Here is a 20,024-nt window from a genome sequence, read left to right on the forward strand (position 1 = left end):
TATTAATATTCAATCGTTATGATAGGTGTGCCAATTACAATGCTCGTATTGGCGCCCAATCCTTTTTTTCTTAAACCAATTTGCATATTCATCGAATGATTCCTAGTAGGAATTGATTGCTCTAATTTTGATGAATAGGCAGAAATAGAATAAAAATCTTTTTCCATTAATGCTTCTTCTTCTTTAGCTTTTAAGCTTGTCATTAAATTAGATAATTTTGAGGATAAAACCTTATCAATTTTATCACTGAATTCGCCTTTAATACAAGAGAAAACTACAGGTTTCTGTTTAAATAAAACTTCCATTTTTTCACTGGTTCTTTTATTGATTTTTATCCCAATTTGATTATTCCAAACAGTTCCTTTAACCTCATATATTAAATACGATTGCGGTTGATTTTTTGTTGGGGTCGACAATATTTTTATTGTTTCGACATAATCCCTTTTTTTTGAAAAACCAATTGCTATTAATTCATCATTTTCAGTACTTAACTTCCAATCATAAGCGGGATATTGTTTTTTTACTCTTTGAACCTGAGCTAACCACTCCTCATTAGAGGAAATATCAATGGTTTCTCTTGTATATAGAGACCATCCAGTTATCTTCCCTTTTTCATTTTTAATCGCTTCAGCCAATTTTTCTAAATCGGTAGTAACTGTAGCAGATACCATCTTATTCCCAATAATGATAAATACAAAACAAATAATAATTCCAATAACTAGAAAGTAAGTCTTATTTTTTTTCATATTAAATTCCCCTCTCCTTAGTAAAAGTCTTTACCAGTAGAGAAGAGTACATACTTGGGAAAAGTCGTCATCTTTTGACAATGGTTATAAGCTCTTATTTAGTAAACTCAGCTGAAAAGGTGGACATTTTAAGTCCCTTAATGGTTGCCATACAGCTATTTTTTAGCATCACTATTTAGACGTTTTTCCACTGAAAAAGTAACACTAAAATGACAACATTAAATCAAATCATAATCAATATTTATTCATTTGAAAATAGGAAAGTTGGTCTATTTATTACAAATTAATGACGAAATCAAGAATAAGAGGAAGCTGCCTGGACCAAAGTAGATAGTCTAAAAAGAAATTACTAATTGAAGAACCTATTGCAATAGTGATGAAAATATATAAGAGTCTAGCCTGCAATACACGATTAGGCTTTAGTAGCTTTTCAAAATTTAATGCGCCTAATGCCCAAAATGTAAGGCATATAAAAAACAAATGTGAAATAATATTAGTTAATGCTTGTTGACCAAAGCTTACATCCATTATTTTTTTACATCCTTTCATTTTCAAAGCAATCTATTTCTTGTAAACATTGCAAGCAACAAGAAATAAATACTTTTTTAAAAACACCTTCTGACAGAAACTATCAGAAGGTGTTTTAAGCAATTTAGAAGCGATGTTCGTAAACATTAATCCGATTGACTGCACGTCTCAATGCTAATTCTGCTCGCACTTGATCAATATCTGCTTGGTTTGATTGAATGCGACTTTCTGCACGTGACTTAGCTTCTTTCGCACGTTCAATATCAATGCTTTCTTCCTTTTCAGCTGATTGAGCTAAAATGGTTACTTGCTCTGGACGTACTTCAAGAAACCCACCGCTTACTGCTACTAGCTCAGTGTTATTGCCGTTTTTTAGTCGTACAGCACCGATTTGAAGTGGTGCAACCATTGGAATATGTCCCGGCAAAATACCCAATTCACCACTTTGGGCTTTTGTACTTACCATTTCAACATTAGAATCATACACTGGGCCGTCTGGAGTGACAATACTGACTTTTAATGTCTTCATTTTTGATCCTCCTGGTCCCTTATTATACCTCTACGCCCATCTCTTTAGCTTGTTTGATAACATCTTCAATGGAACCAACAAGACGGAAAGCATCCTCTGGAAGATGGTCGTATTTACCTTCAAGTACTTCTTTGAATCCTTTAACTGTTTCTTTTACAGGTACATAAGATCCTTTTTGACCTGTAAATTGTTCAGCTACATGGAAGTTCTGGGATAAGAAGAACTGGATACGACGAGCACGAGCAACAATAAGTTTGTCATCATCACTTAACTCATCCATACCTAAAATAGCGATAATATCTTGTAATTCTCTATAGCGTTGTAATGTTTGTTGAACTTGACGAGCTACATTATAATGCTCTTCACCTACAATCTCAGGTGAAAGTGCACGGGATGTAGATGCAAGTGGATCTACCGCAGGGTAAATACCCATTTCAGAAAGTTTACGCTCTAAGTTTGTTGTTGCATCTAAGTGAGCAAATGTTGTTGCTGGAGCCGGATCTGTATAGTCATCGGCAGGAACGTAAATTGCTTGAATCGATGTTACTGAACCTACATTTGTAGATGTAATACGTTCTTGTAATTGACCCATTTCAGTTGCAAGTGTTGGTTGATAACCAACCGCAGAAGGCATACGTCCTAAAAGGGCAGATACCTCTGAACCAGCTTGCGTGAAACGGAAAATATTATCAATAAATAGAAGCACGTCTTGACCTTGTACATCACGGAAATATTCCGCCATAGTTAAGCCAGTTAAAGCAACACGCATACGTGCACCTGGTGGCTCATTCATTTGACCAAAGACCATTGCTGTTTTCTTAATAACGCCTGAATCTGTCATTTCCCAGTAAAGGTCATTCCCCTCACGAGTACGCTCTCCTACACCAGCGAATACAGAAATACCACCATGTTCTTGGGCAATATTATTAATTAACTCTTGAATTAATACAGTCTTACCTACACCGGCACCACCAAAGAGACCAATCTTACCACCTTTAATATATGGAGCAAGTAAGTCAACTACTTTAATACCTGTTTCGAGAATTTCAACTTCTGTTGAAAGCTGTTCAAAACTTGGTGCTGTACGATGAATCGGATCACGACGAGCATCTGCAGGAACTTCACCATTTAAATCAATTGCTTCACCTAATACGTTGAATACACGACCAAGAGTTACGTCACCTACTGGAACAGAAATTGGTGCACCACTGTCAAGTACATCCATTCCACGTTGGACACCGTCTGTCGAATCCATAGCAATCGTACGTACAGAATCATCACCTAAGTGAAGTGCAACTTCTAAAGTTAAATCAATATCAACCTCAGTTGCAGTTTGGGCTTTATATTGAATTTTTAACGCATTATAAATATCTGGAAGTTGACCGTTATCAAACTTGACGTCAACAACCGGACCCATTACTTGAAGAACGCGTCCAGTGTTCATCATTTTCCCTCCTATCTTGCATTAGAGAAAGCTTTAGTAAAAGCCTCTTTTAAACAATCATTTTTCAGTCTATTCAAGTGCAGCTGCTCCACCAACAATCTCAGTTATTTCTTGTGTGATGGCTGCTTGACGTGCACGGTTATAAGAAAGTGTTAATGAATCAATTAGTTCCTTTGCATTATCAGTTGCATTTTTCATTGCAGTCATACGAGCTGCATGCTCACTTGCCTTTCCGTCTAACAATGCTCCGTATATAAGACTCTCTGCATACTGAGGAAGTAAAGTTTCAAGAATTTCTTCAGCAGATGGTTCAAACTCATACGAAATCAACTTATTAGATGATGCAATATCAGTAAGTGGCAATAGCTTCTTCTCTGTGACTTCTTGACTGATTGCATTTACGAAATGGTTGTAATACATGTAAAGTTCATCATACGTACCATCTGCAAACATGCTAACTGTTTTATTTGTTATTTTTACAATATCTGCAAATGATGGATGATCAGGAAGACCAATTACATCTAGTACTACGTTCATATCACGATTTCTGAAATAATCAGTACCTACACGTCCAATTGCTACAATGACATATTCATCCTTAGAACGATGTCTTTCGAGAATTTTATTATGAACTAACTTCAATACACTACTGTTATACGCTCCTGCCAAACCACGATCGGAGGTAATTACCAAATAACAAGTTTTTTTGACGGGACGAGTTAGGAGCATTGGATGAGTTGCATCTTTACTTCCAAGAGCAATACTTGCAACTACCTCTTGGATTTTTTCCATATATGGAACGAAAGATTTTGCATTCATTTCAGCTCTATTTAAAGCAGATGCAGATACCATTTGCATTGCCTTTGTTATTTGGCTAGTTTTTTTCGTCGAATTAATACGAGATTTTAAATCACGTAAGGATGCCACTAAATCTCACCACCCTTGTTTTAAGTAGGCCTTCACGATTAAGGATTTCATCCTAATTAACAGCGAAGGCTAAAAGGTTACATCTATTTTCAAACAGTATTATTCAGATTTAGAAAAAGTCTTTTTAAATTCATTAATCGCCGAAGCCATATCTTCATCAGCAGGTAATCCACCTGTGGTACGAATTTGACTTAATAATTCCGCACGGTTTGCATCTAACCAAGTGTAGAATTCCAACTCAAAACGAACAATATCTTGAACAGGAATGTCATCTAAGAAGCCTTTAGTTAATGCATAAAGAATCATTACCTGTTTTTCTACTTTAATTGGTTTATTCAAATCTTGTTTCAATACTTCAACTGTACGTTGTCCACGAGCTAATTTAGCTTGTGTAGCTGCATCTAAATCCGAACCGAACTGTGCAAAGGATTCAAGTTCACGGAATGATGCAAGGTCTAGACGTAATGTACCAGATACCTTTTTCATTGCCTTAATTTGCGCTGATCCTCCTACACGAGATACAGATAGACCCGCATTGATCGCAGGACGTACACCAGAGAAGAATAAGTCTGATTGTAAGAAGATTTGACCATCTGTAATTGAAATAACGTTTGTCGGAATATATGCAGAGATATCCCCTGCTTGTGTTTCAACAAATGGTAGGGCAGTAATTGAACCTCCACCTAATTCATCATTCAGCTTTGCAGCACGCTCTAATAAACGTGAATGCAAGTAGAATACATCCCCTGGATATGCCTCACGACCTGGAGGACGACGTAATAACAAGGAAAGTTCACGATAAGCAGCAGCTTGTTTTGAAAGATCATCATAAATAATTAAAACATGCTTGCCGTTGTACATGAATTCTTCTCCCATTGTTACCCCAGTATAAGGCGCTAAGTATAGCAATGGAGATGGTTGTGACGCCGAAGCTGTTACAACAATTGTATAATCTAATGCACCGTGCTTACGAAGAGTTTCTACAGTACTACGAACTGTAGATTCTTTTTGACCAATCGCTACATAGATACAAATCATATCTTGATCGCGTTGGTTAATAATTGCATCGATTGCAACTGTTGTTTTACCAGTTTGACGGTCACCAATGATTAATTCACGTTGACCGCGTCCAATTGGAACAAGTGCGTCAATCGCTTTAATACCTGTTTGTAATGGTTCATGTACAGATTTACGAGCCATTACTCCCGGAGCTTTCTTTTCAATCGGACGTGTTTTTGAGGTATTTATTGGCCCCAATCCATCAACAGGTTGCCCCAATGAGTTAACAACACGGCCAATTAATTCTTCACCAACAGGTACTTCCATAATTCTACCTGTACGACGAACTTCGTCACCTTCACGAATATCAGTATATGGTCCTAAAATAATGATACCTACATTGTTCTCTTCCAAGTTTTGAGCAAGGCCCATAACTCCGTTTGAAAACTCTACAAGCTCACCAGACATAGCATTGTCGAGACCATGAGCACGAGCGATACCGTCACCGATCGAAATAACAGTACCAACATCGCTAACCTTCATTTCAGACTGATAGTTTTCAATTTGCTTTTTTATCAGCGCGCTGATTTCTTCAGCTTTAATGCTCATGAATTTCACCCCTCATGTTAAAATTTAATAACGACTTTTCGCATAGATATTACTTTAATAGATTTGATTTCAAGCTCTTAACTACATACCAGAGTATGGAAAGCGATTACCCATTTAAAACTTTATCTTGTACAGGAATAAAGGTTTAAAAAGAGCTTAACTTATTAAACTACGTTCTAGACGGTCTAATTTGCCACGAAGACTGCCGTCAAATATTTTATTACCAATACGAATTTTCACTCCACCAAGTAATTCCGTATCTATGATATTTTCAATATTTAATGAAACTCTACCAACTTTTTGTGCAAAAACAGATGATATTGCAGCACTTTCATTAGCCGTTAACGGTCTAATTGAATATACAGTTGCCTCTGCAATCCCACGATTGCTATTAGCAAGTTCAATAAACTCATCTGCAACACTAGTTATTTCGTCCACGCGATGTCGGTCAGACAATAACATTAGTGTATTTACAACCAGCGGTGAAGTAGATTGAAAAATCTCTCTAATAACCTGTTTCTTTTTATCTGAAGAAAGCTTGGGTAATTTTAAAAGATTAATCAATTCTGGGTTATCCTTAATTGACTTCTTTATTTCACGAAGTTCTCCTTGGATAAGTTCTAAAAGATTTTGCTCATTTGCAAGCTCAAAAAGCGCGGTAGCATAACGTTTTGCAACTGCGTTGTTACTCATCGTTTTTCTCCTGCCTCTTGAATATAGTCATTAATAAGCTTTTCTTGATCGTCAACAGTAATTTCCTTTTCAATCACTTTAGAAGCAATTAGAACAGAAAGGGATGCTACTTGTTCACGTAATGCAGAAACTGCTTGTTCCTTTTGTTGTTCAATTTCAATTTTCGCACTTTCTTTTAAGCGATTGGCTTCAGCTCTTGCAGTATTTATAATTTCTTCACGTTGAAGATCACCTTGTTTTTTAGCATTTTCAATTAATCCTTGTGCTTCATGGCGAGCTTCTTTTAGTAATTCACGTTGTTCATCTAGTAATTTGCTTGCTTCAGCACGACTTTTTTCTGCTGTCTCAATTTCATTTGCAACATGTTCTTCACGTTGCTTCATGATTCCCATTAATGGGCCCCAAGCAAATATCTTTAATAAGATTAACAGTATGATAAACATGACCAGCTGGAACACAATATCTCCCGTATTTAAAAACGGATGATCAGCTGATCCAAGTACAAAACTACTTGTTGTCACCGTTATTCACTCCCTTCAAAGAGTCAATACCTATCCAGTTGAGATGGATAAGCTTTCTATAGAAACATGCATATTATTCGTATTTATTCTCGTATATCTGCTATACTTGTTACCCTAAGTACAGTAGAATATCATTCGGTAGTCTAACATAAAGCAATGGCGAAGGTTCTATCAGAATGATCTTCGCCATTTAGGAATGTTAAAACTATTTATTAACAACCATGAACGCGATTACCGCTGCGATAATCGGAAGGGCTTCAACTAATGCAACCCCGATAAACATAGTTGTTTGAAGCATACCACGTGCTTCAGGTTGACGAGCAATCCCCTCAACTGTACGAGATACAATAAGACCGTTACCAATACCTGCACCTAGTGCACCTAAACCGATAGCAATTGCTGCTGCGATTACACCCAAACTCATTATAAAGTTCCTCCTTTAATTGTATAAAAAGTTTTTATAAGATAATGAATTACGAAAAAAATATATTAATGGTCGTGACTCACTTTGTGGGCCATATAAACCATCGTTAACATTGTGAAAATAAATGCTTGAATTGAACCGATAAAGATTGAAAACCCTTGCCATGCAAGTGTTGGAATAATAGCGGCTATTGTTCCACCTACTCCAGTTGCAAGTCCACCTGCTAGAAGTGATAATAAAATCTCACCTGCATAGATGTTTCCGTAAAGACGGAGACCTAAAGTTAATGTGTTTGAAAATTCCTCAATAATTTTGAAAGGAATCATAAACGCAAATGGTTCTTTAAAACCTTTTAAATACCCACCAAATCCTTTTTGCCTAACACCATAAAAATGAGTTAATCCCACAATCATTATGGCTAGCGTTAAAGCAACAGTTGGATCTGCAGTTGGTGATTTCCACCAAAGCTCCCCATTTATCACAACTGAAAATGGAAGACCTAGCATATTGGAAACAAAGATATACATAATAACTGTAATACCTAACACGTGAAAAGCTCCACCTGTTTTCCAATCCATGTTACTCTTAATAATGCCTTTAACAAAATCCATAATCCATTCAAAGAAGTTTTGCATACCTGTTGGCTTCATCGCTAACTTCCTTGTTGAGATCAGCGCAATAATAAATACAATTAATGAGGCAACTGTAATCATTAAAACGTTTGCTAAGTTAAAAGTAAGCCCCATAAATTCCCATAACGGCGCTTCATGTTCCAATCAAATTCACCTCACTTCCTGCTATTTATGTGATTGTATAATATGATGAATAATAAAATCTATCATAATGACGACATATGAAGTCATTAATCCCAAAATAACACATAAGAAATTAAAATAATCTGGATAACGAGTGGCTACCATGACAGCAAGGACCGCTGCCACCATTCTTGTCACAGTTCCAAAAGACCGAAATTTACCTCCAGTCTCTACTGCTTCGCCAAATCTCTTAGTTCGCCTAACCATAAGCCAATGATTATAAAGGCTAATAGTCGTGCCAAAAAATAATCCTAAAAATACAGATTGATATTGGGTAAATCCCCAACCTAAGATATATAGGGATAAAAGATAAAGCATGTATTTACGATGCCTATTAAACATTAGTTGGAGTTCCGGCATATCTTTCTAATCTCTCCCGAAAAGAAATGTCAGACTGAATGAAGCAGGCTTAACATGAAGCATGTTAGCCAGGAGTAGTCCGATGAAAATAGTGGTTCAGCATTAAAGAGGATCAACTCAACTACAGCCAAGGTCTCCAAAAATCCCGTAAAAGTAAGAATGGTAGACTTCAATCGACCATATAGGAAAAAGCTAATCTTCTAACTCTTATCACACTTACAATTTTCCATTTGATTTCTCGTAGAGTTGCCTTGTTTAAAGATGAGTAAACAAGCGTCTTTTATTGTCGAAAAAACACTGTAAACCCTATCATTTAACACCCTCTGTTAGCATACAATAGGGTATTACCAATGTCAATTGGTTTCTATGAAAAACCGCATGTACTCTAGGGTCTATTCAAAATTTGTCACAAAATCATCAAATTTTGAAATAGTTAGTTTTTCAATTAATAAAAGGATCACTGCATGTCCTTATTCATACTCTTATATTTTAGTTGTTCTTCCACCACTTTTCCATATTTATTTTTTTCCATCCAAGTCTGTCTTAAATTTTAATGTTTGAGATATTTTATCCTCAAAACCATTTTTTCTAGCAAAGGCCACAACAACCAATTGCCGAACTCCTTCTTGATTCGGTATAGTTATTTGATTCTCTTTTATTCCCGGACTAATGTTATTCCCAACATCTAAATAACCCTTAAAAGCCAACGTTTTAGGATCAAAAAGTGCCATACCAAATTCGTCTGCTCCCATGGGTAGGTATACTTCGTAACGATAAGTATTGGGACGATCTCCTTGTACAATTGTCAAGCCCATCAACCTTGGATACGATGGTTCTTCTTTAATAAATATATAAGGTATCTTAATTTCTTCATTGGCTTCTAATAATGAAAGTTCCCCTTCCATAATTTCCTTCCTATTTTCAAACTCTCTTTTAATAAATGCATTAATCAATATTTTTTTCTTTTCCCCTGGCTTTAGCTCAAATGATAATGGAAGCTTCCAATCTACATAAAGATTACTTGGAGGAATCTGAAATCGGTATTTCTTCGTTGTTTGACTCATATTTTGTACAACAACTTCCTTACGGCGTTCATCAAATTGATTCGTTAGTAATCCGAATGATAGGCTGCCAGGGATTACGAGTGTTTCCGTATGAATTGCTTTATCAATATTTACCCTTCCTGCTCCTTGCTCGAATACTTTATAACGTGCACCTCCATTATTGTATAGGGGTGTGGCCGTATTCATCAAAGCCGCCTTAATTTCCGTTGGTGTCCATTTTGGATGTGCTTGCTTAATTAAAGCAGCTGCTCCTGCAATATAAGGGGCAGCCATACTTGTTCCTTGAAGTTCCAAATATCGGTTATTAGGGACCGTGCTCTTAATGGACACCCCTGGAGCAATAATATCCGGTTTAATCGACCAATTTGAAGTAACTGGACCACGCGAACTAAAATCAGCTAATAGATCCTTTTCCTCTTTATAAATTGTTTTGGCAAGAATTTTGGTTTTGTTTACTTGCTTAATTAAACTTTCACCATCCTTTTTTGAAATAGCACCAACAGGAATGGAGAGGCTTCCTTCAATTTTACCCATAAAATCGCCTTTTGTATTATTGTAAATAAGCACCCCAACTGCTCCTGCCTTTTCAGCATTTTTAGCTTTCTCCGTAAATGTCATTCCACCACGTTGTATTAATGCAATCTTCCCACGCAGCTGTTTCATTTCATCTTTATTTCCCAGACCAACTTCTTCAATTAGATATGACCTATCAAGGCTCCACATTTTACTTCCTACTAAAGAATTAATTTTTATAGGTTTATTAGAACGAATCGTCGTTAGAAAGGGAATTCTCAATGTTGGCGTTGATGCACCCACAGATATTGCCTTAGAGGAAGTTCCAGGAGTGCCAACCGTCCACATATGAGGACCAGAATTACCATTAGAAGTTACAGCAACAATCCCCTCCTCAACAACCTTATTAAGTGCTAAGCTAATAGGTAAATCAGGTCCATTAACATTTGAACCCAATGAAAGATTAATAATATCCATCTTGTCCTTAACCGCCCGTTCTATCGCTGAAAGCACTTGCTCAGTTGTTCCGCTTCCCCCTGCCCCCAATGCTCTATATGCAAATATTTTTGCTTCAGGTGCCACACCCTTCATTTGACCATTTGCAGCAATAATTCCTGCCACATGTGTCCCATGAATAGTAGGTTTCCCTTGGTAATTTAATGTTTCCATCGGATTATTGTCATTATCGACTAAATCAAATCCACCACCATAATTCGCTTTTAAATCTGGATGGGTATAATCAATTCCTGTATCGATTACACCGATCCTGATTCCTTTACCAGTTAAACGATTTCCTTTTGAATCTGTATAAGATGCCGCATTTTTCGCTCCAATGATTTCTAAAGGGGAGCTAACCTCATCATCTACAGTGTAAATGGAGTTTTCAAACATAGTATATCTTGGTTGATACATGCGCGCTAATTGGAGTAATTCTTTTCTTTTCCCACTGACTGAAAAACCCTCAAAAGTTTGTGTAAATATCATTCTTAAACTTGATGAAGGGTATTGATTAAGAACCGTCTTTATTTCTGAAATATTAGGTGGACCCTTTGTAGCAAAAATCATAATAGCTTTCTCTTCGGGAGAAGGAGAAGGGAGGGAAGGAAAGACCCATTTTTGGGCAAAACCCTTTTGCGGAATCAAACAAAGTAAAACGATAGTAAGCAGAAATAAACGTCGCAACAAAAAAATTCCCCCTCATCTTTTTCCATTATCATCTCTCACCCTGAAAGTGATATACACGAAACTAGATGATAAAAGAAAAAAAGACGGATTACTCCGTCTTTTACAGTGGCTTAAATGATTCAGGTTTATTTTCCCTTTGATGAAAATGATATTGAATGGCCTCAACAATTCTTTTAGAAGCTTGTCCATCCCCATATGGATTGGTTGCTTTAGACATTTTCTCATATGCCACAGGGTCTGTTAGTAATTCCGTAGCTAATTGGTAAATAGTTTCCTCATTTACCCCTGCTAATTTTAACGTTCCTGCCTCAATCCCTTCAGGACGCTCAGTTGTATCGCGCAGAACAAGAACTGGAACACCTAATGATGGTGCTTCCTCTTGAACTCCTCCTGAATCCGTTAATATTAAATGTGCACGTTCAGCAAAATTGTGAAAATCTATAACATCCAAAGGTTCGATTAAATGAATTCTCGGATCATTTCCCAAGATATCAGATGCTACTTCCCGTACAACAGGATTTAAATGTACCGGGTAGACCACTTGAATATTCGAATTTTCTTCTACTAACCGCTTAACTGCACGAAACATGTTTCGCATTGGTTCTCCATGATTTTCTCTTCGATGGGCTGTTAGTAGAATTAATCGGTCATCTCCAAGCTTTTCAAGTACATCATGAGTATAATCTTTTTTGATGGTAGTTTTTAATGCATCAATTGCCGTATTTCCCGTAATATAAATACTTTCGGATTTTTTATTCTCATCTAGTAAATTATTCGCTGCTTTATCAGTTGGAGCAAAGTGTATATCAGCTATTACACCGGTTAATTGACGATTTAACTCCTCAGGGAATGGGGAATATTTATTCCATGTTCTTAATCCTGCTTCTACATGTCCAACAACAATCTGATTATAATAGGCTGAGAGACTTGCAACAAAAGTAGTTGTTGTGTCCCCATGTACAAGAACAATATCAGGCTTTGCCTCTTTCATGACACGATCAAGGCCCTCCAAAGCCTTTATTGTTATATCTTTTAAGGTTTGACGGTCTTTCATTATATTTAAATCGTAGTTTGGTTTAATATTAAATATTTCCAATACTTGATCTAACATTTGTCGATGCTGCGCAGTGACAGTTACGATCGATTCAATGGAATCTGGATGCTTTTGTAATTCTAATACAAGAGGTGCCATTTTGATCGCTTCCGGCCTTGTGCCAAATATGGTCATTACTTTAATTGGTTTTGTCATGTCATTTTCTCCTTTTTAGGGGAAGATTCTATATATGTATCCCTTCCCCTTTTTAGAATAGAGTATCATGGCATTACTATTTAGTTCCGAATAAACGATCTCCTGCATCTCCTAAGCCTGGAACAATATAGCCTTTTTCATTTAATTTTTCATCTAATCCAGCAATATAGATATCAACATCTGGATGAGCTTCTTTAATTGCATCAACACCTTCTGGCGCAGCAATTAGACACATAAATTTTATATTTTTAGCTCCACGTGTTTTTAGTGAATTAATCGCTTCAACTGCAGATCCACCAGTTGCCAGCATTGGATCAACTAAGATAAAGTCTCTTTCTTCTACATCGTTCGGAAGCTTAGCATAGTATTCAACTGGCTTTAATGTTTTTGGGTCACGATATAAACCAATATGACCAACCTTAGCAGCAGGAATTAATTTCAAGACACCATCTACCATACCAATCCCAGCTCGAAGAATAGGGACAATACCAATTTTCTTACCTGACAAGATTTTAGCTTTTGCCTTACTTACAGGTGTATCAATTTCAATTTCTTGTAATGGCATATCTCTTGTGATCTCGAATGCCATGAGTGTTGCTACTTCATCTACAAGTTCGCGAAATTCCTTTGTTCCAGTATTTTTATCCCTTATATAAGTTAACTTATGTTGAATTAGAGGATGGTCAATTACATAAACGTTTCCCATTTCGTTCTCTCCTTTATTATTATCTTTTATCGTCATGACAGATTTACCATTCCCATTCTACACGAAAAAGGAGTCTCTTCTCAAGGTAAGACCTTATTGAATAAACTCCTTTTTATCTATTATAATATTATTATTTTTCTGGATAGAGCGGGAACTTCTCTGTTAGTGCAGCAACACGCTTGCGTGCTTCTTCTAATTTCCCACCATTTTCATAATTCTTCAACGTATCTCCAATAATGGAAGCTATTTCATCCATTTCGTCACTTCCAAATCCACGAGAAGTTACAGCAGCTGTTCCAATACGAATTCCACTCGTTACAAAAGGGCTTTCTGGATCAAAAGGAATAGTGTTTTTATTAACAGTAATTCCGATATCATCTAAAACCTTTTCTGCTACTTTTCCTGTTAAGCCTAAAGAACGTAAGTCAACCAATAATAAATGGTTATCTGTTCCGTTAGAAACAAGATTTAACCCTTCTTTCATTAAAGAATCTCCAAGTTGTTTCGAATTATCAATTACCTGTTGAGAGTATTCTTTAAAGCTGTCCTGAAGAGCTTCTCCAAAAGCAACTGCTTTCGCAGCAATTACATGCATTAATGGACCACCTTGAATTCCAGGAAATATTGATTTATCAATTTTTTTGGCAAATTCTTCTTTACATAAAATCATTCCGCCACGTGGTCCACGTAATGTTTTATGTGTTGTTGTTGTAACAAAATCTGCATGTGGCACTGGGCTTGGGTGTAATCCTGCAGCAACTAAACCTGCAATATGCGCCATGTCAACCATTAAATAAGCACCAATTTCATCTGCTATCTCACGAAACTTTTTAAAATCGATTACTCTAGGATACGCACTTGCACCAGCTACGATTAATTTCGGTTTATGCTCACGTGCCTTTCTCAATACATCCTCATAATCAATCATATGGGTTTGTTCATTAACGCCATACTCCACGAAGTTATACTGTACACCACTGAAGTTAACGGGACTACCATGTGTTAAATGACCCCCATGAGAAAGATTCATACCTAGAACAGTATCACCTGGTTCAAGGACGGTAAAATAAACAGCCATATTCGCCTGTGCACCTGAATGAGGTTGTACATTTACATGTTCTGCACCAAAAATTTCCTTTGCACGATCTCTAGCTAAATCCTCAACTACATCTACATATTCACAGCCACCATAATAACGGCGCCCTGGATATCCTTCTGCATATTTATTTGTTAATACAGATCCTTGTGCCTCCATTACAGCTTCACTTACAAAGTTCTCAGATGCAATCAACTCAATTTTCGATTGCTGACGTTTTAGTTCATCTTGAATTGCTAGATATACTTCTTTGTCCTGCCCTGCTATCTTACTCATATTGGTCCCCTCCTGCGTCAACAAATAGTCAAATACGTACCTATTTTAACATAGTTTCTTGCAGGCAAGTTATTTAATTCTTAAAACTTAAATTATTTAAGAAAGCTTTTTTAAAAGTTCATTGCGATGCTACAAATATGCTCATTATAAAATTTCCACTATATAATATGTATTCGAAATGGTTGTAAAAATATTTTTTTATGAGCATGACTTTCCATCGTTAGAGGAAAGGGATTTGTTATAGACTGCCCTTGCTCCACCAATTAATTTAGGTCGAGTTGTAGCAAGAGTAACATGGGCTGATCCAATTGATTTTTGTACTACCCTTATAGGCACAACTACATGCTTTAAATGCATACCTATAAATGTATCACCAATATCTATACCTGCATCAGCTTGAATAAATTCCACTATCATTGGATCATTAAAATGCTGATAAGCATAGGTTGCCATAGCACCACCAGCTGTTTTAACCGGAATCACATTAACTTCTTCCCAACCTCTACGTTCAGCAATCTCCCGTTCAATCACCAGGCTCCTATTTAAATGCTCACAGCACTGAAATGCTAGAAATAGACTATGTTGGGTTGCAAATCTCATCACATGCTTGTAGATAATCGCAGCAACATCATCACTTCCTGCAGTTCCGATTCTTTCGCCAATCACTTCTGAAGTGGAACATCCAACAACTAATACCTGCCCCTTTTTAAAAGTAACCTGAGATGAGAAATCACTTAAGATTTGCTCCAATTGTTTTTCCCACTGCAATAAATCCTTATCCATCCTAACACCTCACTATAAGTAGCGCCTTTGCTATTAAAAGAAGATCTATAGGAACAATTATAAATTTTGTTCTTCATAATTTGTTACTTTTTCAATTCGGCGTGAATGTCTTCCACCCTCAAATTCAGTAGTTAACCATACTTTAGCAATTTCTAAAGCAAGACCTGGACCTATAACCCTTTCACCCATAGCCAAAACATTCGTATCATTGTGTTGACGAGTCGCCTTTGCACTAAATACATCATGAACCAATGCGCAGCGGATCCCTTTTACCTTATTAGCGGCAATACTCATTCCGATACCTGTTCCGCAAATTAATATCCCACGATCAAATTCCCCATTTGCTACTTTAGTTGCCACAGGTAAAGCATAGTCCGGATAATCAACAGATCCTTCACAATCACAACCAAAATCTTCATACTCAATGCCTAGCTCTTCTAATAACTTTCGTATTTCCTCACGAATATGAATACCACCATGATCAGACGCTAATGCAACCTTCATTTTAAAACCTCCATTATATAGAATATTTTCTTGATAATATTGTTACACACTTAATAGAATATATAAAGCTTCCAGTACACGTGAAAGCTCCTTCTTATACTAGTACATACTTCTCTATAAGCCGTTGATAATCCTCAAACACCTTCGTTTTCTTTAGCTCCGAACATTTCTTTAAAAAAACAAGTAAACTCTCAATTAAAAACAAACGCGGAACTTTGCTTCCCCTTATCTCATCTAGAATAAAATCAACCGTCTGAATGTATTTTATTTTATCCGTTTCTTTGTGAATCATTTGCACGATCTCTTTCTTCAATTCCTCCGATAGGTGCACCAGTTCATCAAAAAAATCATTGGTATGATCAGTTGTCTGCGATAACCACTCTTTTAATATATCTGGATTCAATAATTGCACATCTGATTTACTTACGTCCTTAACAATTTGCTGCACTCTATCCATACAATATCGGATTATCTCTATCCCTTGATATTTTGGTCCATTATCCATGAAATTATAGCGAAGCATTTGATGGAGCATGCCAAAAAAAAGAATAGTACAGTCCAATAAATATGGGCTTTTTTCTTTGCCAAATAAATCAACAAAACGATTATGTATCCAGTTTACATACATCATTTGTATTTCCTGAATAAATTTCTTTAAATCTTGGTCGTTCGAAAAAATAACTTCTTCAATTAGGATTAATAATTTATTTTTTCGATTGGATTGCATCATTAAATCCAATTGTTTTACAAATATCTCTATATCTTCTGGACTTTCTCCAAGCAGTAATTCATTTCTTTCCTTTTCATAATTCTCCTGAATATTTAGAAGAACAGCCTTAAACAGTTCACTTTTAGAAGGGAAATAGTTATAAAATGTACCTTTAGATATTCCACTATGATCCAAAATATCTTGTATCGAGGTAGCTCTGAAACCCTTTTCAATAAATAGCTGATGTGCTTTTACTATCACATGCTTCTTTCGTTCGTACATTTTGTATCCCCCTCTAAATTGGACTGTAGTTCTACAAAGTATCCTAACTTATTTCTGTTGTGATAACAATCCATTAAATTTCCGATATTTTTTTATTGCCAAAAACAAAATACGAGAGTAATATAGTTCTTTGTATAATACTTGTATAAAAAAATGAACTAATGGTTTAAATAGAGGAGGAAGCCTATGAGTGCTACAAAAGAAGCGACGAAACGTCCACCTTATGGAATCATAGCGATACTATTAGCAGGTGCTTTCGTTTCGATACTTAATTCAACATTACTCAATGTCGCCTTACCTTCGATGATGGAAGATTTGAAGGTAAAAGAAACAACAATCCAGTGGTTAGCTACAGGATACATGCTAGTAAACGGGATTCTTATCCCAACGACTGCATTTTTAATTCAAAAGTTTTCTGTACGTCGTCTGTTCATAGCAGCGATGCTATTTTTTACTGTCGGTACAGTGACAGCCAGTCTTGCAGATTCATTTACCCTTTTATTAATCGCAAGGATGATTCAAGCTGCTGGTTCGGCTGTAATGATGCCGCTATTAATGAATGTCTTGCTTACTAGCTTCCCAATTGAAAAACGTGGAGGAGCAATGGGGATTCTCGGTTTAGTTATGATCTTTGCTCCAGCAATTGGTCCGACTTTATCAGGTTGGATTATAGAGCATTACAATTGGAGAACGCTATTTTATATGATCATTCCTTTCGCATTGATTGTATTGATCCTAGCCTTCTTTAAATTAAAAGATAAAAAAGACAAAGTGGATATAAAAATTGACATTCTATCCGTTATTCTTTCAAGCATCGGATTCGGGGGCATCCTATACGGATGTAGTACAGCTGGTTCAAAAGGCTGGAGTAGTCCAGAGGTTTATATCACTTTAATTGCCGGTGTACTTGGTCTATTTTTACTTATCTTACGCCAATTTCGATTGGAAAAACCAATGCTCGATTTTCGCGTGTATAAATACCCTATGTTTGCATTAGCATCTGCTATTTCAATCGTAGTAAATATGGCTATGTTCTCAGCAATGATTTTAATGCCTATCTATTTACAACAAATTCGTGGTATATCTCCAATGCATTCAGGTCTGTTAATGTTGCCAGGGGCAATTATTATGGGGATTATGTCTCCTATTACAGGGAAACTATTCGATAAATATGGCGCAAAAATTCTTGCTCTCATCGGATTAGCAATCACTGTAGGGACAACATATTCATTCAGTCAGCTTTCTGACTCTACATCATATTCTACATTAATTGTTATGTATTCTCTTCGGATGTTCGGGATGTCTATGGTTATGATGCCGGTAATGACAAATGGATTGAATCAATTACCACAAAGATTAAATCCACATGGAACTGCCATGAATAGTACACTATCTCAAGTTTCAGGTGCTATCGGTACCGGGTTACTTGTAACCGTAATGAGTTCACGTACAAAACATCATATTGAAGATATGGTCGCTGAAGCTACAAGCAAAATGGCGCATATGACACAGCAACCTACTCAAGAAGCAATAGCTAAAATGCAAGAACATTTAATTATGGAAGGAACAATTAAAGGAATTAATGATTCATTTTTCGTTTCCGTCCTTATTGCAGCTGTAGCTTTTATTCTAGCATTCTTCTTAAAACGTGTAACCCAAGGACAAAAGCAAGAAAGCTAAGTACAAAAAAATCCAACATGTCGTTGGATTTTTTTTGTTTATAAATGGAATTGTGATATGGTTCCTTTTAATTTTTCTGCATGATCTTTTAATTGGAAAACGAGACTTTCCACATTTTCCATAACTTCTGCCTGCTCTTTCGTTGCTTCAGTTACTTCTTCTGCGCCAGCAGAAGTTTGTTCAGCAATTGCTGCTACTTCTTGTGATTGTTGGGAAGTTAATTGGATGCTTTCCATTTGACTATCAACTAGGGCAGAAATACTTTGCACCTTATTTGCAACAATATGAATGGTATTCGTCATCGATCCAATAACTTCATTTGTTTTAGCGCCTTTTGAAGCCTCATGATTAGCCGTTTTTACCTGTTCTGAGATTTGTTTAACAACACTTTCTACACCACTTTGGATGTTTTGGATCAGCTCCGAAATTCCTTGTACCGCTTTTGCACTTTCATCTGCCAATTTACGTACCTCTTCAGCTACAACAGCAAATCCTTTTCCATGCTCACCTGCACGTGCCGCCTCAATTGAAGCATTCAAAGCTAACAAATTGGTTTGAGCCGCAATATCACCAACTAATAATATGATTTGCTCAACCTTCTTTGCATCCTCCTCAAGATGATGAACCACTTGTAACGATTCTTGGTTCTCCTTGGCTAATCGATCTATTCCAGTTATAAGAGAATTAATTACCTCTTTACTATCTTGTAGCTCCTTTACCATTTCTTCGGAAACTTGTTTAGAAGACTTGGCATTTTCTTGTACTTTATTCGCAATATGAATGATATCCTCTACCGATTCAGCTGTTGATTGAATTGCAATTGCAGAGCTCTCAGCACCTGCAGATATTTCATTTATTGTCTGAGCAATACTTTCCGCTTGCTGGGTTGCCCTTGTAGTTTTTTCTGAAATAGAGAGGACATTACCATTTGTTTGTTGGAAGTTATCTTCAATACTATGTACCATAACTCTTAAATTAGAGAGCATTTGGTTAAACGCCATTCCTAATGAACGAATTTCATCATCCGACTTAGGTATCATAACATCCTCTTTAATATTTCCTTGACTTGCATTTATAGCTGCATGTTCTAAACGCTGCAGTGGTTTCGTTATAACACCTGCTACAAAATAAGCAAGTAGGCCTGTCCAAAATATCCCTAATAATAGAGTAATACTATTAAACAGTGAATCATCAATATTGGTAGCGAATTTAGAATGAACGATACTAATAAAGAAGAAACTTGTCGAATAAGTAATTAATGCTAATAAAGTAACAAATAAAACTAATTTTTTTCGCAAACCAAACTTATATTTTCTTTTCATTTTCCCCTCTCCCCCAAGCTGTGTTTTTATATAGGCTTTTTTGATATTCCCCAAGTTTTT

The 20,024-nt window shown here is 36.3% G+C and carries 20 protein-coding genes; 1 reads left to right on the forward strand and 19 read right to left on the reverse strand.

Annotated features, from left to right (window positions below; all coding sequences use genetic code 11):
- Positions 1 to 2 precede the first annotated feature (2 nt).
- The 18 genes from NST63_RS24985 to NST63_RS25070 form a co-directional block, all read right to left on the reverse strand.
- Positions 3 to 746, reverse strand: coding sequence for a YwmB family TATA-box binding protein (locus NST63_RS24985; RefSeq protein ID WP_212945100.1), 744 nt, complete (start codon positions 744 to 746; stop codon positions 3 to 5).
- A 276-nt stretch (positions 747 to 1,022) separates the two neighbouring features.
- Positions 1,023 to 1,274: a DUF1146 family protein gene (locus tag NST63_RS24990; RefSeq protein WP_071977538.1), complete on the reverse strand. Its 252-nt coding sequence runs from the start codon at positions 1,272 to 1,274 to the stop codon at positions 1,023 to 1,025.
- 124 nt (positions 1,275 to 1,398) lie between these two features.
- The gene (locus tag NST63_RS24995) at positions 1,399 to 1,803 is read right to left on the reverse strand and encodes a F0F1 ATP synthase subunit epsilon (protein WP_058005277.1); all 405 of its coding nucleotides are present in this window, start codon (positions 1,801 to 1,803) and stop codon (positions 1,399 to 1,401) included.
- Between the two features lie 22 nt (positions 1,804 to 1,825).
- The gene (gene atpD / locus NST63_RS25000; RefSeq protein WP_058005276.1) at positions 1,826 to 3,247 is read right to left on the reverse strand and encodes a F0F1 ATP synthase subunit beta; all 1,422 of its coding nucleotides are present in this window, start codon (positions 3,245 to 3,247) and stop codon (positions 1,826 to 1,828) included.
- 69 nt (positions 3,248 to 3,316) lie between these two features.
- A complete protein-coding gene (locus NST63_RS25005; RefSeq protein WP_058005275.1) occupies positions 3,317 to 4,174 on the reverse strand; it encodes a F0F1 ATP synthase subunit gamma in 858 nt (285 codons plus the stop codon).
- A 99-nt stretch (positions 4,175 to 4,273) separates the two neighbouring features.
- Complete coding sequence (atpA, locus tag NST63_RS25010) at positions 4,274 to 5,782, reverse strand: F0F1 ATP synthase subunit alpha (RefSeq protein ID WP_058005274.1); 1,509 nt, start codon at positions 5,780 to 5,782, stop codon at positions 4,274 to 4,276.
- A gap of 156 nt (positions 5,783 to 5,938) precedes the next feature.
- Positions 5,939 to 6,475 carry a F0F1 ATP synthase subunit delta gene (locus tag NST63_RS25015; RefSeq protein ID WP_212945099.1) on the reverse strand — a complete coding sequence of 179 codons (537 nt, stop codon included), beginning with the start codon at positions 6,473 to 6,475 and terminating at the stop codon, positions 5,939 to 5,941.
- Positions 6,472 to 6,996: a F0F1 ATP synthase subunit B gene (atpF, locus tag NST63_RS25020; protein ID WP_071977536.1), complete on the reverse strand. Its 525-nt coding sequence runs from the start codon at positions 6,994 to 6,996 to the stop codon at positions 6,472 to 6,474. The genes NST63_RS25015 and atpF overlap by 4 nt, the downstream gene beginning before the upstream one ends.
- Before the next feature lie 205 nt (positions 6,997 to 7,201).
- Positions 7,202 to 7,420, reverse strand: coding sequence for a F0F1 ATP synthase subunit C (atpE, locus tag NST63_RS25025; protein ID WP_058005271.1), 219 nt, complete (start codon positions 7,418 to 7,420; stop codon positions 7,202 to 7,204).
- 65 nt (positions 7,421 to 7,485) lie between these two features.
- Positions 7,486 to 8,196, reverse strand: coding sequence for a F0F1 ATP synthase subunit A (gene atpB, locus NST63_RS25030; protein ID WP_058005270.1), 711 nt, complete (start codon positions 8,194 to 8,196; stop codon positions 7,486 to 7,488).
- Positions 8,197 to 8,217: 21 nt separating this feature from the next.
- Entirely contained in the window at positions 8,218 to 8,595 is a 378-nt protein-coding gene (locus tag NST63_RS25035; RefSeq protein ID WP_071977535.1) for an ATP synthase subunit I, read from the reverse strand.
- A 518-nt stretch (positions 8,596 to 9,113) separates the two neighbouring features.
- Positions 9,114 to 11,357 carry a S8 family serine peptidase gene (locus NST63_RS25040; RefSeq protein ID WP_341044007.1) on the reverse strand — a complete coding sequence of 748 codons (2,244 nt, stop codon included), beginning with the start codon at positions 11,355 to 11,357 and terminating at the stop codon, positions 9,114 to 9,116.
- 100 nt (positions 11,358 to 11,457) lie between these two features.
- A complete protein-coding gene (gene wecB, locus NST63_RS25045; RefSeq protein ID WP_212945097.1) occupies positions 11,458 to 12,606 on the reverse strand; it encodes a non-hydrolyzing UDP-N-acetylglucosamine 2-epimerase in 1,149 nt (382 codons plus the stop codon).
- Between the two features lie 76 nt (positions 12,607 to 12,682).
- Positions 12,683 to 13,312: a uracil phosphoribosyltransferase gene (gene upp / locus NST63_RS25050; protein ID WP_071977532.1), complete on the reverse strand. Its 630-nt coding sequence runs from the start codon at positions 13,310 to 13,312 to the stop codon at positions 12,683 to 12,685.
- Between the two features lie 130 nt (positions 13,313 to 13,442).
- Positions 13,443 to 14,684 (reverse strand): serine hydroxymethyltransferase, encoded by a 1,242-nt coding sequence (gene glyA, locus NST63_RS25055; RefSeq protein WP_341044008.1) that lies wholly within the window; start codon positions 14,682 to 14,684, stop codon positions 13,443 to 13,445.
- A gap of 198 nt (positions 14,685 to 14,882) precedes the next feature.
- Positions 14,883 to 15,467, reverse strand: coding sequence for a TIGR01440 family protein (locus tag NST63_RS25060; RefSeq protein WP_341044009.1), 585 nt, complete (start codon positions 15,465 to 15,467; stop codon positions 14,883 to 14,885).
- Between the two features lie 57 nt (positions 15,468 to 15,524).
- Positions 15,525 to 15,971, reverse strand: a complete 447-nt coding sequence (gene rpiB, locus NST63_RS25065; RefSeq protein WP_212945094.1) for a ribose 5-phosphate isomerase B — start codon at positions 15,969 to 15,971, stop codon at positions 15,525 to 15,527.
- A gap of 94 nt (positions 15,972 to 16,065) precedes the next feature.
- Positions 16,066 to 16,962 (reverse strand): TetR/AcrR family transcriptional regulator, encoded by an 897-nt coding sequence (locus tag NST63_RS25070; RefSeq protein WP_341044010.1) that lies wholly within the window; start codon positions 16,960 to 16,962, stop codon positions 16,066 to 16,068.
- 186 nt (positions 16,963 to 17,148) lie between these two features.
- Here NST63_RS25070 and NST63_RS25075 point away from each other — a divergent pair, with 186 nt between their 5' ends.
- A complete protein-coding gene (locus NST63_RS25075) occupies positions 17,149 to 18,642 on the forward strand; it encodes a DHA2 family efflux MFS transporter permease subunit (protein ID WP_058005261.1) in 1,494 nt (497 codons plus the stop codon).
- A 38-nt stretch (positions 18,643 to 18,680) separates the two neighbouring features.
- On the opposite strand, the gene NST63_RS25080 is transcribed toward NST63_RS25075, so the two are convergent.
- The gene (locus NST63_RS25080; protein WP_212945092.1) at positions 18,681 to 19,964 is read right to left on the reverse strand and encodes a methyl-accepting chemotaxis protein; all 1,284 of its coding nucleotides are present in this window, start codon (positions 19,962 to 19,964) and stop codon (positions 18,681 to 18,683) included.
- Between the last annotated feature and the right edge of the window lie 60 nt (positions 19,965 to 20,024).

Source organism: Heyndrickxia sp. FSL W8-0496 (assembly GCF_038007825.1).
Lineage (GTDB): Bacteria > Bacillota > Bacilli > Bacillales > Bacillaceae_C > Heyndrickxia > Heyndrickxia oleronia.